Consider the following 15,184-nt stretch of genomic DNA (forward strand, 5'->3'; position numbering starts at 1 on the left):
TATGAGAAGATTTGGTTGGTATTTCTACTACGTTATCGGCATGTACCCATAAAAAGAGGTAATGAGTCAGTTGAAGAGCTTGGTTTTTCTAAGCTCTTTTTTATGTTTATGAAAAGTAGGGGACATGTGGAATCGTCTGAGGTTGGATTGTTCTTAACTAGGAAAAAATAGCTTGATATGTTTAGCTTTTTCTAATAGGAGTGACGCTAAATTATATATTTATGTTACAATAAAGTAGGTTGATTTTGAAAGGAAGGGGGGAGTCTAGAGATGATCGTTTTATTTACGGTTCTACGTCTATTGGCTATTTTAATTGTTAGTCACGATATGTCAGGTTTACTCAAAACTTGGAAGAGTAAATGCTGGTTTATCGCAGGGAGTCTCTTGCTCTCTCTATTTGTTGGAGGCATTACAGGGTCGCTCTTAGCACTTTTGTTCTGCTATCTTTTCTTAAATAAAATATCAAGTAGTGAAAAGAATTCTTTTCTTTTCACCTTTTTGCCGTGGGTTTTTGTTGAAGTCACCTCTAAGCTGCTTCAACTTTACTTTTTCCCATGGATTTTTCAAATTAATTATTTACAGGTCAAGGACACCCCAGTACTTATTGCTTTGTCTTATCTCTTGATTTACCCAATTTTTCATCTGATTGTCAAAGTGTTCTTTATTGACTTTGGTGCTCTCAATGTTATGGGAAATAACCATACTTACCAAGTTAGACAACGCTTATTGGTTGGGGTGACTCTGGCTTATATTATTTTATCTTTAATTATTTTCTATGCCAGTAACATCTTTCCTTACACAGGCCTCTTTATTTATTTAGCAGGCAGTATTACGGTTGTCTACTCCATCCTCTTTATTTTGCTCTTTGCTCAGCTTAATATTTATTCTAAGAGAAGAGTGAAGGATCAGTTGGCTGAAGAAATGGCTAGACACGAGGAAAGTTTAGAAGAATATAGTCACCGTTTAGAAAAACTCTATAATGATATTTCTCAGGTGAAGAAGGATTATCTCGAAGGGCTTAAGACAATGGAGGTTAGTATCCAACGTCGAGACTTACCTGCTTTGAAACAAGAGTATGCAGAACTTTTAGAGAAATCTGGTAATAGCTTAACGTTGTCAAATTATGAATTATCACGTTTGATCAACTTAGAAATCACGTCTCTCAAGAGTCTCTTTTCTGCTAAAGTGCTTGAGGCAGAGAACTTAGGAATTAAGGTTAACTTGGAGTTGCCAGATGTCATATCGTCAACTCAGATAGAGGCCTTAGATTTGGTTGTGATTTCTTCTGTCTTCTTAAATAATGCTATTGAGTCGGCGGTGGATTCTGAAGATCCTACTTTAACTATATCTTTCTTTAAAAATCAAGGTTATCTTATCTTGGTTATTGACAATACAACCAGAGAAGAACGTATTCCTGTGTCAAGGATTTTTGATGAAGGGGTTTCTAGCAAAGGTGAAGGCCGAGGGCTTGGTTTGTCTAAGGTCGCAGATATACTTAATCGCTATCCAAAAGTAAATCTTGAGACTCGTAGTTGTGACCATCATTTTACACAGGTCCTCTCTTTTCAGGATAATTGATAAATCAAAGATACTATTTGTGGGGGATAGGATAAGGGAAAATAGAAAGGGGAAAAGCATATGCAACTTGCGATTGATGGCCTTATTGCTTTGGTTGTTGTCGTTTCACATCTTGTGATTTTAGCTAGAATGGCTTATCTAGATGTTTTTACTTACCGTTACATTCCTTATGTAATCGTAGTAACTGCCGTTAAGTGGTTAGCCAAGGTGCTATGGCAAATTGATATTCCAGATGCGATTTATCTCCTAGTCTTTATTTTTCTTGAAAAACCTCAGGCTCTACGAGAAGAAAAGTATTTTTATGCTTTCTTTGCCCCTGTCTTTTGGACTTTGATTACAAGTTTCTTTAGTTTTTATCTTTTCCGAGTTTTCTTTAATAAGCCGGTCGAGTTGGTTCCAAACCATTTAGGAATCCTAGCTGTAGATAGTGTTGTTCTTCCCTTCTTTCTAGGTTTGCAAAAAATGTTCGGTTTAGATAGCTTCTTCCAGGAACCCTATCAGGACTTGCAGGATAAATATAAGAGCATGCTCTTGCAAGTTGATCTTATTTTAATTATCAGTTATCTGCTTATCCTCTTTAAACAGGAGATATTCTCCTTACTTCTGAGTCAGACCTACCTCCCAGGTTACCCTCAAATTTATATTTGGGTTGGTTTCCTTATACACATGTATATTCTTGTTCGTTTTGTTTCCTACGGTAAAGACGTACGTGATAGCAAAATTCTCAGAGAACAAGAGGAGCACTTGAGGAGTCTGGAAGCTTATAATGAAAAAATCGAAACTGCCTATAAGAGTGTACGTTCGTTTAAACATGATTATGAAAACATACTCATTAGTATGCAGACAAGTATTGATAGTGGGGATTTTGACCTTATTGAACAAACCTATCAAGATATTTTGAAAAAGGCAGGTCAAGAACTCATTGAAGAAGATGACGAAAATGTCTCTTGAGTATAAACAGGAAATATTATCATGAACTTACAGCTTTGGACCATGGTATCCCTTGAAAATAGTATTATTCAGATTATTAGTTTTCATATTACCTGGTTTATTTATAAAAAACTAACAAGGAGCACATTAGCTTACTGGAAAGTATTTTGTCTAAGTCTCTTAGGTATAGTGGTATCACTTGGTAAGGGTGATGGCTTCTATTATCAAGTTGTTATCTTTTTAGCTTTGGCCTTAAAGGAACGTCGGGAACATCGTTTGACGATCTGGGCAAGCCTCTTTTTTGGAGCTTTCTCGGTTATTTTTACAGATTTATTTGCGACTTTTACTCCATTTTATGTATTCAATAATCTGTTTACAAATATGACTTTGAGTGAGATTCAAGAAAACTTCTTCCTCAAATTGTTATCGTTTGTACTGATTTACCCATTCTTTCTCTATATCAATTACCTTTCCAGTTCAGATGTTGATAAGGTCAAGGAATTGATTTATTCACGTGGTCGTGAGCGTCTATTGATAGCCGTTGATCTGACCTTTGCACTCTACATTACTTGTAGTACTCTTTTGGTATCGACAGGTAGTGATGTGGGAGGGCCAATTTTTATTGCAATGGCAGTTTATCTCCTAATGGTAACAACCTTGAATCGCTACTCTCATAAATTTGTCAGAGAACGTAGTAAGGAAGCTGTGGAGACCTATGTCTATAACTTGGAAGTCTATAATAAACATATTGAGGATCTTTTTACAAAAGTAAAACCTATTGAAAAAGATTTTGAGAGTCTTTTGGTAGCTCTTGAGACTCCATTGGCTAAAAATCAATTATCAGAGGTTTTATCCGTTTATCATGAGCATTTGAATCATCTTAAACTTGATAATTTGGACTTAAATGATAAGTTGGCTCCTCTGTTTGAGATTCCTTATCCGGTATTAAGAAGTTGGATTGTAAACCAAATCATTCCTTTGGAACAAAAAGGTATCACCGTTAGGCTGGATGTCAATGTTGATGCTTATCCTAACAATTTAAATATTGCAGTTCTTATTGGAGTTTTAGAACGTTGCATGAATTTAGCTGAAAAACTTTGGGCCAAGGAGCCAGAGACAGATATTGGTTTCCTTATCCGACAGAATGAGGATGGCAATCTTAGCTTTATTCTTGAGAATACCAATCAGGAAGCTGATCCGAAACTCGATGATAGTCTGGCTATTAGTCGTGATTTTGCTCAGTTTTGCTGGTCAAACGGTATCGGTTTAACAAATAAAAAAGAATTATTTAAAACCTATCAAATTGTCACGGTAGGACTATAATCGTAGAAAGGAGAGGGATAACTATGCTGGGTAACATCCTATTTCAAATTTTGATGTTTATCATTATTTGGGATATCTACTTACGTATTGGTGGACAAAACACTAATCTTAAAAATCGTATACTTTATTTGTTATTTGATGTTGCTCTATGCATTTGGGGACAACTCATTGGACGCTATATAGGCATAGTACCTCCCTTAGTAGCCATTGTAACATTGACATTTAGCTATCAACTGAATAAAAGTGTCACCTCTGTAGAGCGCTTTTTTCTAGGTTTTTACCCGGTGGTACTAGTTGATTTGGCAAGACGTTTTTTGGCTACCTTCTTCTTTCCGCCGATACTTGGTATAACTGTTGATACTTTAAATACTAATATTTGGTGGTCTATGGTACCACTTTCCTTCGTCATGTTGACGGTCAGAATAGTAGATTTTATTTTATGTCTAGATTTTACAGATATCTTGAAAGTTGCTGCCCAACAAGAAAAAAAGAACCGTCTGGGTTTGGTCAACATGCTTCTTTTGCTTTATTATTTAGTTATCTTTTTAGTGTCGACATTTGATACTTATTTTCCAGAGTTACATCTTGAGAGTAGATTTAGGTTGCCATTAGTAATGGGATATCTCTACTTACTCCTCTTTGTACTTGGTGCTGTAAACCAGTTTGCTAAGGAGAAAATAGAGCAGGATTTAGCGATGAAGCAAGCCAACTATCTTGATGATTTGAAGCGTGAGAATACTAGGGTAGAAGGTTTGTATAGAGACTTGATGCATGTTCGCTCTAACTATAATTTCCTACTTAATAATCTGAGAGATATTGAAAGAACAGGAGATATTCGTTCTTATAAAAAAGATTTGGTTGATCTTTATGTCAATCGAGATCAGCATAGTTTTTCAACTCAGGTCACTGATTTGGATAATATCCAAAATCCAAGTATTCATAGTCTACTTTCATCAAAATATCATGAAGCTCAGATGCATCGCCTCAATATTCATGCAGAGATTCCAGATCCAGTGATTCATAACTATCTAACTGATTTAGATTTAGCTGTTGTTTTGGGTCACCTCATGGATAATGCTATTGATGGTGCTCGTAAAGCCAGTGAAGGTTTTATTAGTCTGGCCTATTTTGATGAAGAGGATTGCCAGAGTTTTATTATTGAAAGTACAATTGCAGAAGAGCAAGTGCCACTTTCAATGATGAGTACCCAGCTTTCTCATCCTGAGGGTGGTATAGGTGTTAATGCTGTTCAAGATATTTTGGAACGTTATCCGAACACGTCCTTCTCTGTCCGTAGTCAGAATCATAAAATGATGCAAATACTAGAAATGAGGCCCTAATATGAATATATACATTTTAGAAGATGACTTAATGCAGCAAACACGTATTAGTGACATCATCAGAGAATTGGTTTCAGAGGGCACGTTTTCCGTACGAAAACTTGAAGTTTTTTCTAAACCTCACAAACTATTGTCCAGTATCAATGAAAAGGGCAACCATCAGGTTTTCCTTTTAGATATCGATATTGATGGTGAGCGAAAGAAGGGGCTAGAAGTTGCCTCAGAAATTCGTCAACAAGATGCTAATGCAGTTATTATTTTTGTAACAACTCACTCAGAGTTTGCACCGATCAGTTTTAAATACAAGGTTTCTGCACTAGATTTCATTGATAAGACAGTTTCTAATGCAGAGTTCAAACAGCAACTAAAACAAACATTGACTTTTGTGAACCAAAAAGTTGGAGATGTGGATGATGATGAGATATTTGTGTTTGAAACAGCGCAGTCTCGAATCCAAGTCCCTATGAGAGAGATTTATTATTTTGCGACTGCTGTGACACCTCATAAGGTGATGCTGATTACTAAAACAGAGCGTTTGGAGTTTTATGCCAATCTTGGAGATATTACTTCGGTAAATAAAAAACTCTTTTCTTGTCATCGCTCCTTTTTAGTTAATTTGGATAACATATCTCGTATTGATAAGACTCAGTTGATGATTTATTTTGAAAATGGTGATTCTTGTCCAGTTTCACGTTTGAAAATGAAGGCTCTGCTTAAAAAATGGTCAGAGGTAAAAGAACATTAGTCGATGACTAATGTTCTTTTTAGTCTAAAAAAGCATGTGTTTATTTCATAGGTGATTGATTATCTTATGAGTGAACAAATTCTGTAAAAACACAAAATAGATGTCCTTTAGTGATGAAATTTAGAGATTTATAAAAAAATATCTTAAAAAAATGCAGTTCAGGATGAAAAAACGACATTCTATGAAATCGTATAGACAATTAAATTGAAAAAAGCTATTATATAATCAAGATATGTGATTCGGAAATGAGACATCGTCAATCTTATTGAAATCTACATACACTTTATGAAAATAAATAATGTACTTTTATATAACTTTTTCCTAATCCCCATTTTTTATTGGCCGCTCGTCCAATTACATATCTTTTTTATAGAAATTAATAGGCTTGAGAAATCAAGCCGTTTTTTTGTTTTTAAGGGCATTAGTGCAGATTAGGATAAAAAAATACATTCTGTGAGTGAAATTCGACATTTTAGGAAATGAAGATATACATTTGGGGATTGCATGCTATAATGTAATCAAGGTTAGAGAGCAAGAAGAATGTATGGTTTAAGTTAGTCCCTTAAACATAATAATTTCCCTCATTCATTCTATCTAAAATTGCTGTTGTGTTCTCTACCGATGATGCTGTTGTTCAAAAGGTCTGTACTTTGTACAGGCCTTTTGGCATTTTATAAGATAAATAGTTAAAGATGCTTTTGAATCTATTGGTATAGTTTCAAAAGTGTTTTTTATTTTTCATCACCTTTTGCATAAAATTGAATAAAAATTAAGAATTGAGCGCTTTTTAGGTCAAAAGAATAAATAAAAACAAATAAAAATGAAATAAATATAAAAAAATAACAAAAAAGTGTTGACAAGTGAATAAATATGCAATATAATTAATCTCGTAAGGTTGATAGAGATAGCAACCACAAGAAAATATAAGAAAAGAGAAAAATATTATGTCAAAAGAGAAAGTTATTCTTGCCTATTCGGGAGGTCTTGATACCTCAGTCGCTATTACATGGCTTAAAAAAGATTACGATGTTATCGCCGTTTGTATGGATGTCGGTGAAGGTAAAGATCTTGAGTTTATCCATGACAAGGCTTTGACAGTTGGAGCTGTCGAGTCATACGTGCTTGATGTTAAAGATGAGTTTGCTGAAGATTATGTACTTCCAGCACTTCAAGCTCACGCTTACTATGAACAAAAATATCCTTTGGTTTCAGCACTTAGTCGTCCAATCATTGCTAAAAAATTGGTTGAGATTGCTCATAAAACAGGAGCAACGACTATCGCTCACGGTTGTACTGGTAAAGGTAATGACCAAGTTCGTTTCGAAGTTGCCATTGCTGCCCTAGACCCAAGTCTTAAAGTAGTGGCGCCGGTGCGTGAATGGAAATGGTCTCGTGAGGAAGAAATTGAGTATGCTAAGGCTAATGGTGTTCCAGTTCCAGCAGATCTTGATAATCCTTACTCAGTCGATCAAAACCTTTGGGGACGTGCAAACGAGTGTGGTGTTCTTGAAAATCCTTGGAATCAAGCTCCAGAAGAAGCTTTTGGGATCACCAATTCACCAGAGTCTGCGCCAGATGAAGCTGAATATGTCGATGTTACTTTCAAAGAAGGGAAACCAGTTGCTCTTAACGGTAAAGAAATGAAATTGGCTGACCTTATCCAAGAAATGAATGTTATTGCTGGCAAGCATGGTGTAGGACGTATCGACCACGTTGAGAATCGTCTTGTGGGTATCAAGTCACGTGAAATTTATGAATGCCCAGGAGCTATTGCGCTTTTGACAGCTCATAAAGAAATTGAGGACCTAACTTTGGTACGTGAAGTTTCTCATTTCAAACCAATTCTTGAAAATGAATTGTCAAACCTTATCTACAATGCTTTGTGGTTTAGCCCAGCAACACAAGCTATCATTGCTTATATTAAGGAAACACAAAAAGTTGTTAATGGTATAGCTAAAGTCAAACTTTATAAAGGGCATGCTCAGGTTGTAGCACGTCAATCAGCTAATTCATTGTATGATGAAAACTTGGCTACTTACACATCAGCGGACAGCTTTGATCAGGATGCTGCGATTGGATTTATCAAGCTTTGGGGGCTTCCAACACAGGTAAATTCTCAAGTTAACCATCCGTTTGACAATTAATGACAGATTTCATAAGAAAAGCAGGATATGAGAAGGAAAATTCTTAATATCAGATAAAAGTGGACAGGGAGCCACATCTGATACTCTTTTCTTATAACTTATATTATTATCGTTAAGGCGTTCTGAGAGGCGTCACGAGCCTAAATAAACTACGACAGAGATCGAGATTTAGGAAAACAAGTGTCCAGAGAGACAAATTAAGCTAGACAAATACTATCTAGCTTTTTTCATTTAAGTTATTGTGACCTAAGAGGTCGTTACTTGTTATAAGTATTAAGAAAGGATGGAAGATTATCTCAGTGTAGAGAAATCTTCAAAATAAAACTATGGCAGAAAATCATAAACTATGGGGCGGTCGGTTCGAAGCTAGTCTTGAAAAATGGGTAGAAGAATTTGGTGCTTCAATCTCCTTTGACCAAAAGATGGCAGAGTTTGACCTTAAAGGGTCTATTGCCCATGTCACTATGCTTGGTGAGACAGGAATTATTACCAAAGAGGAAGCTTTACAAATTAAACAGGGCTTGGAAGAGCTGCTTGAGGAATATAAGGCTGGTAAACTAGAATTCGATGTTTCCAATGAAGATATTCATATGAATATGGAGAGCCTTTTAACAGCTAAAATTGGACCAGTAGCAGGAAAACTTCATACAGCACGTTCACGTAACGACCAAGTGGCAACGGATATGCACTTGTATTTAAAAGCCAAACTCGTGGAAGTTATTGAGAAGCTTGATAATTTACGTGGTACTTTAGTCAACCTAGCAGACAAACATACCTACACAATTATGCCAGGCTACACCCACTTGCAGCATGCACAACCGATTTCTTTTGGTCACCACTTGATGGCTTATTACAACATGTTTACACGTGATGCTGAACGTTTTGAATTTAATATCAAGCATACGGATATCTCTCCCCTCGGAGCTGCTGCACTGGCAGGAACAACTTTCCCAATTGATCGTAATATGACATCTGACTTAATGGGCTTCGCAAAGCCATATAGCAATTCCTTGGATGCTGTTTCTGATCGTGACTTTATTCTCGAATTCTTGTCAAACTCAAGTATTCTAATGATGCATATGACACGTATTTGTGAAGAAATCATTAACTGGTGTTCTAACGAGTTTAAGTTTGTGACTCTATCAGATACTTTTTCAACAGGCTCTTCCATTATGCCTCAAAAGAAAAACCCAGATATGGCAGAACTAATTCGTGGAAAATCAGGTCGTGTCTATGGCAATCTGATTGGATTATTGACTGTGATGAAGTCATTACCTTTAGCCTACAATAAAGATCTCCAAGAAGATAAAGAAGGTATGTTTGATACGGTAGAAACGATTACTGTTGCTATTGATATTCTCGCAGGTATGCTCAATACAATGACTGTTAACGACAAGCATATGGCAGAATCAACAGAGAAAGATTTTTCAAATGCTACAGAGTTGGCTGATTATCTTGCGTCTAAAGGACTTCCATTCCGTGAAGCACATGAGATTGTTGGAAAACTTGTCCTTGAGTGTACCAAAGCTGGTTATTATCTTCAGGATGTTCCTCTCGAACGTTATCAAGGAGTTTCAGATTTAATTGAAGAGGACATCTATGAGACGCTTAAATCTCATACAGCTGTTGAACGTCGTCATTCCCTTGGTGGAACTGGTTTTGACCAGGTTAAATGGCAAATCAAAGAAGCTCAAAAAGCTCTAAAAAAATAAGTCTCTAAGGCCCTAACCATAAGGTTTTGGGCTTTTTTGCTATTTATGATATAATAGTAATAATTTTGAGTTTGGAGTCGCATTTTGAAAAAATCTTATCGCGTTAAGAAAGAGAAAGACTTTAAAGCATTATTTGATGCGGGACACAGTGTTGCTAATCGAAAATTTGTTGTCTACAGTCTGAATCGTGATCTGCCTCATTTTAGAGTAGGTTTGTCGGTCAGTAAGCGTCTTGGTAATGCGGTTACTCGGAATCGGGTAAAACGTCGTCTACGACATGCACTGATGGACATGTCATCTCAGTTAGAACATCAAGATTTTGTCGTTATTGCTCGTAAAGGTGTCGAAGACTTAAGTTATCAAGACATTTATAGCAATCTCGTTCATGTCTTAAAAATAGCAAAGTTATATAAGGACTAGAAAATTATTTTGCTTCTTTATATTGTAGGATAAACTAAGATCATTCCTGATTTTTGAGATAGTCTTAATGAATGGAAGCAAGCAGTTCTTTATCGTATTAAAAAGGAGTTTTTAGTGAAGAAAAAACTTAATTTATCTGTTTTAGGTGCAGGAGTTCTCTTACTTTTGTCCGCATGTGGACGAAGTGATGTTACAAGTCATTCTACAGGCCTTTGGGAACGTCTCATTTTAATGTTTGGGAAGGCTATTCAAGGGCTCTCATTCGGAGGTTCCATTGGATTAGGGATTATCATTTTCACGATCTTAATTCGTGCGGTAATGATTCCTCTTTATAATCGCCAAATTAAGTCAAGCCGTGAACTACAAGAGTTGCAGCCAGAGTTACGTCGCTTGCAGAGTGAGTATCCTGGACGCGAGAATCGTGAAGCTCTTGCTTATGCACAACAAGATCTTTATAAAGAGCATGGTGTAAATCCTTACGCAAGCTTTGTTCCTCTCTTGATTCAATTTCCTATTTTGATGGCTCTTTATGGAGCACTCACGCGAGTGCCAGAATTGCGAGAAGGAACATTCCTCTGGGTTGACCTAGGTCAGAAAGACCCTTACTTTATTCTTCCGATTTTGGCGGCTGCTTTCACCTTCCTTTCAACTTGGTTGACCAATAAGGCAGCTAAAGATCGTAGTGCAATGCTTCTTGTTATGAATATCATGCTTCCAATCTTTATTTTCTGGTTTGGAACTCAGATTTCTTCAGGGGTAGCACTTTATTGGGCGGTTTCAAACGCCTTCCAAGTTATTCAGATTTTGGTTTTTAATAATCCGTTTAAAATCATCGAAGAACGTAATCGTTTGGAAGCGGAAGAAAAAGAACGTAAAGCTAAGATTCGTCGTGCCAAGAAAAAGGCGCATAAACGTAAATAAGGAGGCTTATTATGGTTGTCTATTCTGGACGAACAGTCGAACAAGCTATTGAAAAAGGTTTGAAAGATCTTAATTTACCCCGTATGAGGGCTCATATTAAGGTGATTTCTCGTGAGAAAAAAGGTTTTTTAGGGTTCGGAAAGAAGCCAGCTCGAGTTAGCGTTGAACCAATAAATGAAAAGATAGCTCATGAAGCAGATCAAAACACCGTTAAAGTGGCTCCTGATGCTATAAAACAATTCGACGATTCTGTCGCAAGTCCAAAAGACGAAACGATTGCTTTCAATAAAGTGACAAAACTCGTTACGGTTTCAGATAATAAGGAAATTGCACAAGAAAACTTAAAGCAACCAGTGTCTACAGAGCACCTTGGTGAAGAGCTGCTAGATAAGAAACAGGAGCAACCAAAGGCAACAATTATTCCTCTATCTGTTAAACGTGAGTCATCAGAAGAGGATGCTACAGAATTTATGGCAAGTTCGCTTGAACCTCAACTAGAATCGATCGCTAAAGTTCAGACTCTGGAAACTCCAGAAGGAGATTTCAGTGATTTTGTGGCATCTGAGTTTAGTTCAGATGATTCTTCTGAAAATAATTTAGAAGATATTCAAGCTGCTGCAGATGATGTTTTATCTTATCTCGAAAAAATTATCTATGAAATGGATGTTGATGCTAGCCTAGAGGTTAGTCACAATCGTCGCAATATTATCATTCAGATTGAAACAGACCAGCCTGGTCGTGTTATCGGTTATCATGGCAAGGTTCTCAAGTCTTTACAACTTTTAGCGCAAAATTATTTGCACGATCGTCATTCTAAACGCTTTAGTGTTGTTCTTAATGTTCGTGATTATTTGGAGCAACGCACAGAGACTCTGATTGATTTAGCAGAAAAAACGGCAGCTAAAGTAAAAGAAACAGGCCGAGAGTATGTTATGGATCCAATGACGAATAGCGAACGAAAAATTATCCATAAGGCACTTTCTCAAATTGAAGGGGTTGAAAGTCACTCGGAAGGGGACGATCCTAATCGTTACGTTGTTGTGACAAAAGTATAATTAGAATAGCGTTATTGTTTACAGAAACTAGTCTTATTTGAAGGCTAGTTTTTTTTTTTGACAATTTAAAGTAGACAGTGTATACTTATATGTAAATAGGAGTCAAAATGAAACGTAATACTGCTGAATTGAAGGAAAAGTTAATCACAACTGGAATTGAGGAGATAAGAATAAGAGGGATCGATCAACTATCTATCCGAACGGTGGCTCAAAAATGCGGAATCACCCATGGAGCACCCTATAAGCACTTTGAAAATAAGGGTGTATATCTTCAGGTAGTTTTAGAGCGTTTATCTGAGATCTTTTTGAAATATCTGACACAAGGAATAGACTCTTCTCTTGATGTAAGGGATCAATTAGTATTAATGGGGTATAATTTTGTGGAATTTGCTCAAAAAGAAACAAACAGTTTTGAGGCCTTATTTATTAAGTTTCCTTTCAATTATATGGAACTAACCCAGAACAGTATCTCTGTTAATGCCCATTTACCAGGATTTGAGCACTTTAAGAGTGTGGTTTTGAAGCTAAAAAGTGAAATGAACATTTCTGGTAGTGAGACAGAAATATTAGTTCATATCTGGAGTTTTATTACTGGATTAGCTGTTTTGGTAAGGAGTCCTATTGGTGATAATTTCAATAGTAACACTATTGAAGAGACTGTTAGTACTATGTTAGACATCTACGTTAAAGGAGCGAAACAATGAAAATCTTAATTATCTACGCGCATCCAAACTCTAAGAGCTACAACGCCTCTATACTAGAGACAGTCAAGGAGAATTTATCGTCTAAACATGAGTTAAAGGTTCTAGATTTGTATAAAGAGCGGTTCGATCCTGTTTTACGCTTTGATACAACGCATAGGAGAAGAGACCTAGCGCACGATGTAGCTATGAAAGACTATCGAGATTTAATAATTTGGGCAGATCAGTTGATTTTTATTTTTCCAATTTGGTGGAGTGGAATGCCGGCTATCTTGAAAGGATTTATTGAACGCGTCTTTGCTGCTAATTTTGCCTATGAAAATACACCCCGTGGATTGGATGGTAAACTGACTGGGAAAGCTTGGATTATTACAACCCACAATACACCAAAGATAGTTCTACCTTTAGTTCAAGATTACAGCAAAGTTCTAAAATTTCAAGTCCTAAAACCTTGTGGTATTAAATCGGTCAAAGTTACCCAGATTTCACCTGTTGAGTATATGGGTGACCATAAGCGAAAAGAGGTGCTCAAGAAAATAGCTAAACTAGCAAGAAGGTTATGAGTAAGCGATGCTATGGGGTTGCGTTGTAGACTACAATTATCACTAGCCTTCGGGTTTCAAAGATATAATGAAATTAATATCTAAGTAATTCTTGACAAGATTAAGCTATTGCTATAAAATAGTATGGTATGTTTAGTAACTGATCAAAAATAGCCGGCTAAACGAATACGAAAATCTATCAGGAGGTATTCAACGTGAAACGTACTTATCAACCAAGTAAAATCCGTCGTCAACGTAAACACGGATTCCGTCACCGTATGTCAACTAAAAATGGACGTCGTGTTCTTGCAGCTCGTCGTCGTAAAGGACGTAAAGTTCTTTCAGCTTAAGACATTATTGAAAGCAACAGTGCTCGAGACTGTTGTTTTTTTGTTTGCTATGAATGTTAGTGTTGGTGTTTGATGGTATTCATCGAGAGTTTGAAAATATAGAGCTGACAATTCTTGTAATTTTTGATAAACTAAAGCGGTTGTGGATAATGACCACTGACTAAAAAATACTTAGGACTGTTTTTCCTAATGTAAGGAGTATAAATGACTGATTTTCCTATTAAATATCGTCTTATAAAGAAAGAAAAACACACAGGAGCACGCCTGGGGGAAATTATCACGCCTCATGGAACTTTTCCAACACCGATGTTTATGCCTGTAGGTACCCAAGCTACAGTAAAAACGCAATCTCCTGAAGAATTAAAACAGATGGGTTCAGGGATTATTTTGGCCAATACTTATCATTTATGGCTAAGACCTGGTGATGAGCTCGTTGCTAAAGCTGGGGGACTCCATAAATTCATGAATTGGGACCAAGCGATTCTTACAGATAGTGGTGGTTTCCAAGTATATTCATTGGCCGAAAAACGAAACATCTCGGAAGAAGGTGTAACTTTTAAAAATCACCTCAATGGAAGTAAGATGTTTTTATCTCCTGAAAAAGCGATCTCGATTCAGAACAATCTCGGTTCAGATATTATGATGAGTTTTGACGAATGCCCTCAATTTTACCAACCATACGACTATGTGAAAAATTCTATTGAACGTACAAGTCGTTGGGCAGAACGAGGACTAAAAGCACATCGTCGTCCACATGACCAAGGTCTTTTTGGAATCGTACAGGGAGCAGGTTTTGAAGATCTTCGTAGACAATCTGCACAGGATTTGGTTTCCATGGATTTTCCAGGTTATTCAATTGGAGGTCTTGCAGTAGGAGAAACCCATGAAGAGATGAATGCAGTTCTAGACTTTACTGTACCTTTACTTCCTGAGAATAAACCACGTTATCTTATGGGGGTGGGGGCACCAGATAGTTTGATCGACGGTGTTATTCGTGGCGTTGACATGTATGATTGTGTTCTCCCAACACGAATTGCTCGTAACGGAACTTGTATGACGAGTCAAGGGCGCCTCGTGGTTAAAAATGCGGCGTATGCAGAAGATTTTAGCCCTATAGATCCTGAATGTGATTGTTATACATGTAAGAATTACACACGTGCTTATGTGAGACATTTGTTGAAAGCAGATGAAACGTTTGGAATTCGCCTGACTAGTTATCATAATCTCTACTTCTTGGTAAATTTAATGGCCAAAGTACGACAAGCTATTATAGATGATAATTTACTTGAGTTCCGCCAAGACTTTATAGAAAAGTATGGTTACAAGTCAAGTAAGAGAAATTTTTAAATAATTTATTTAGCAGTACATGATTGTACTGCTTTATTTTTTTCAAAACCCTATTGACAAGTATTGATTTGGGTGA

14 protein-coding genes are annotated in these 15,184 nt (G+C 36.6%); all 14 read left to right on the top strand.

Going from position 1 to position 15,184, the window contains the following annotated elements:
* Positions 1 to 270: 270 nt before the first annotated feature.
* The 14 genes from HMPREF2979_RS06635 to tgt all read left to right on the top strand — a co-directional run bounded on the left by HMPREF2979_RS06635 (position 271) and on the right by tgt (position 15,108).
* Positions 271 to 1,578: a GHKL domain-containing protein gene (locus tag HMPREF2979_RS06635; protein ID WP_002885760.1), complete on the top strand. Its 1,308-nt coding sequence runs from the start codon at positions 271 to 273 to the stop codon at positions 1,576 to 1,578.
* Positions 1,579 to 1,638: 60 nt separating this feature from the next.
* Entirely contained in the window at positions 1,639 to 2,529 is an 891-nt protein-coding gene (locus HMPREF2979_RS06640) for a hypothetical protein (RefSeq protein WP_002885882.1), read from the top strand.
* 21 nt (positions 2,530 to 2,550) lie between these two features.
* Complete coding sequence (locus HMPREF2979_RS06645; RefSeq protein WP_070655750.1) at positions 2,551 to 3,831, top strand: hypothetical protein; 1,281 nt, start codon at positions 2,551 to 2,553, stop codon at positions 3,829 to 3,831.
* A gap of 23 nt (positions 3,832 to 3,854) precedes the next feature.
* Positions 3,855 to 5,171 (top strand): GHKL domain-containing protein, encoded by a 1,317-nt coding sequence (locus tag HMPREF2979_RS06650; protein ID WP_070655752.1) that lies wholly within the window; start codon positions 3,855 to 3,857, stop codon positions 5,169 to 5,171.
* 1 nt (position 5,172) lies between these two features.
* The gene (locus tag HMPREF2979_RS06655) at positions 5,173 to 5,916 is read left to right on the top strand and encodes a response regulator transcription factor (protein ID WP_070655754.1); all 744 of its coding nucleotides are present in this window, start codon (positions 5,173 to 5,175) and stop codon (positions 5,914 to 5,916) included.
* A gap of 944 nt (positions 5,917 to 6,860) precedes the next feature.
* Positions 6,861 to 8,060, top strand: coding sequence for an argininosuccinate synthase (locus HMPREF2979_RS06660; RefSeq protein ID WP_002885646.1), 1,200 nt, complete (start codon positions 6,861 to 6,863; stop codon positions 8,058 to 8,060).
* Positions 8,061 to 8,386: 326 nt separating this feature from the next.
* Positions 8,387 to 9,772: an argininosuccinate lyase gene (gene argH, locus HMPREF2979_RS06665; RefSeq protein ID WP_002891959.1), complete on the top strand. Its 1,386-nt coding sequence runs from the start codon at positions 8,387 to 8,389 to the stop codon at positions 9,770 to 9,772.
* 84 nt (positions 9,773 to 9,856) lie between these two features.
* On the top strand, positions 9,857 to 10,192 hold the full coding sequence (gene rnpA, locus HMPREF2979_RS06670; RefSeq protein ID WP_037601516.1) for a ribonuclease P protein component: 336 nt from the start codon (positions 9,857 to 9,859) through the stop codon (positions 10,190 to 10,192).
* A 114-nt stretch (positions 10,193 to 10,306) separates the two neighbouring features.
* Positions 10,307 to 11,113 carry a membrane protein insertase YidC gene (locus HMPREF2979_RS06675; RefSeq protein WP_064523431.1) on the top strand — a complete coding sequence of 269 codons (807 nt, stop codon included), beginning with the start codon at positions 10,307 to 10,309 and terminating at the stop codon, positions 11,111 to 11,113.
* Positions 11,114 to 11,124: 11 nt separating this feature from the next.
* Complete coding sequence (gene jag / locus HMPREF2979_RS06680) at positions 11,125 to 12,168, top strand: RNA-binding cell elongation regulator Jag/EloR (protein WP_064523428.1); 1,044 nt, start codon at positions 11,125 to 11,127, stop codon at positions 12,166 to 12,168.
* Between the two features lie 107 nt (positions 12,169 to 12,275).
* Positions 12,276 to 12,872, top strand: coding sequence for a TetR/AcrR family transcriptional regulator (locus HMPREF2979_RS06685; protein ID WP_064523425.1), 597 nt, complete (start codon positions 12,276 to 12,278; stop codon positions 12,870 to 12,872).
* A complete protein-coding gene (locus tag HMPREF2979_RS06690; RefSeq protein ID WP_064523422.1) occupies positions 12,869 to 13,432 on the top strand; it encodes an NAD(P)H-dependent oxidoreductase in 564 nt (187 codons plus the stop codon). Before HMPREF2979_RS06685 ends, HMPREF2979_RS06690 begins: the two co-directional genes overlap by 4 nt.
* A gap of 194 nt (positions 13,433 to 13,626) precedes the next feature.
* Entirely contained in the window at positions 13,627 to 13,761 is a 135-nt protein-coding gene (gene rpmH / locus HMPREF2979_RS06695; protein WP_002885866.1) for a 50S ribosomal protein L34, read from the top strand.
* A gap of 204 nt (positions 13,762 to 13,965) precedes the next feature.
* Complete coding sequence (tgt, locus tag HMPREF2979_RS06700; RefSeq protein ID WP_013991220.1) at positions 13,966 to 15,108, top strand: tRNA guanosine(34) transglycosylase Tgt; 1,143 nt, start codon at positions 13,966 to 13,968, stop codon at positions 15,106 to 15,108.
* The last annotated feature ends 76 nt before the right edge of the window (positions 15,109 to 15,184 follow it).

The organism is Streptococcus sp. HMSC078H12 (assembly GCF_001814615.1).
Taxonomy (GTDB): domain Bacteria; phylum Bacillota; class Bacilli; order Lactobacillales; family Streptococcaceae; genus Streptococcus; species Streptococcus salivarius_F.

Bases quoted from the DNA above. Each gene is read 5' to 3' on its own strand.
- HMPREF2979_RS06635 (WP_002885760.1), top strand. From the start codon at position 271: ATGATCGTTTTATTTACGGTTCTACGTCTATTGGCTATTTTAATTGTT.
- HMPREF2979_RS06640 (WP_002885882.1), top strand. From the start codon at position 1,639: ATGCAACTTGCGATTGATGGCCTTATTGCTTTGGTTGTTGTCGTTTCA.
- HMPREF2979_RS06645 (WP_070655750.1), top strand. From the start codon at position 2,551: ATGAACTTACAGCTTTGGACCATGGTATCCCTTGAAAATAGTATTATT.
- HMPREF2979_RS06650 (WP_070655752.1), top strand. From the start codon at position 3,855: ATGCTGGGTAACATCCTATTTCAAATTTTGATGTTTATCATTATTTGG.
- HMPREF2979_RS06655 (WP_070655754.1), top strand. From the start codon at position 5,173: ATGAATATATACATTTTAGAAGATGACTTAATGCAGCAAACACGTATT.
- HMPREF2979_RS06660 (WP_002885646.1), top strand. From the start codon at position 6,861: ATGTCAAAAGAGAAAGTTATTCTTGCCTATTCGGGAGGTCTTGATACC.
- argH (WP_002891959.1), top strand. From the start codon at position 8,387: ATGGCAGAAAATCATAAACTATGGGGCGGTCGGTTCGAAGCTAGTCTT.
- jag (WP_064523428.1), top strand. From the start codon at position 11,125: ATGGTTGTCTATTCTGGACGAACAGTCGAACAAGCTATTGAAAAAGGT.
- HMPREF2979_RS06685 (WP_064523425.1), top strand. From the start codon at position 12,276: ATGAAACGTAATACTGCTGAATTGAAGGAAAAGTTAATCACAACTGGA.
- HMPREF2979_RS06690 (WP_064523422.1), top strand. From the start codon at position 12,869: ATGAAAATCTTAATTATCTACGCGCATCCAAACTCTAAGAGCTACAAC.
- tgt (WP_013991220.1), top strand. From the start codon at position 13,966: ATGACTGATTTTCCTATTAAATATCGTCTTATAAAGAAAGAAAAACAC.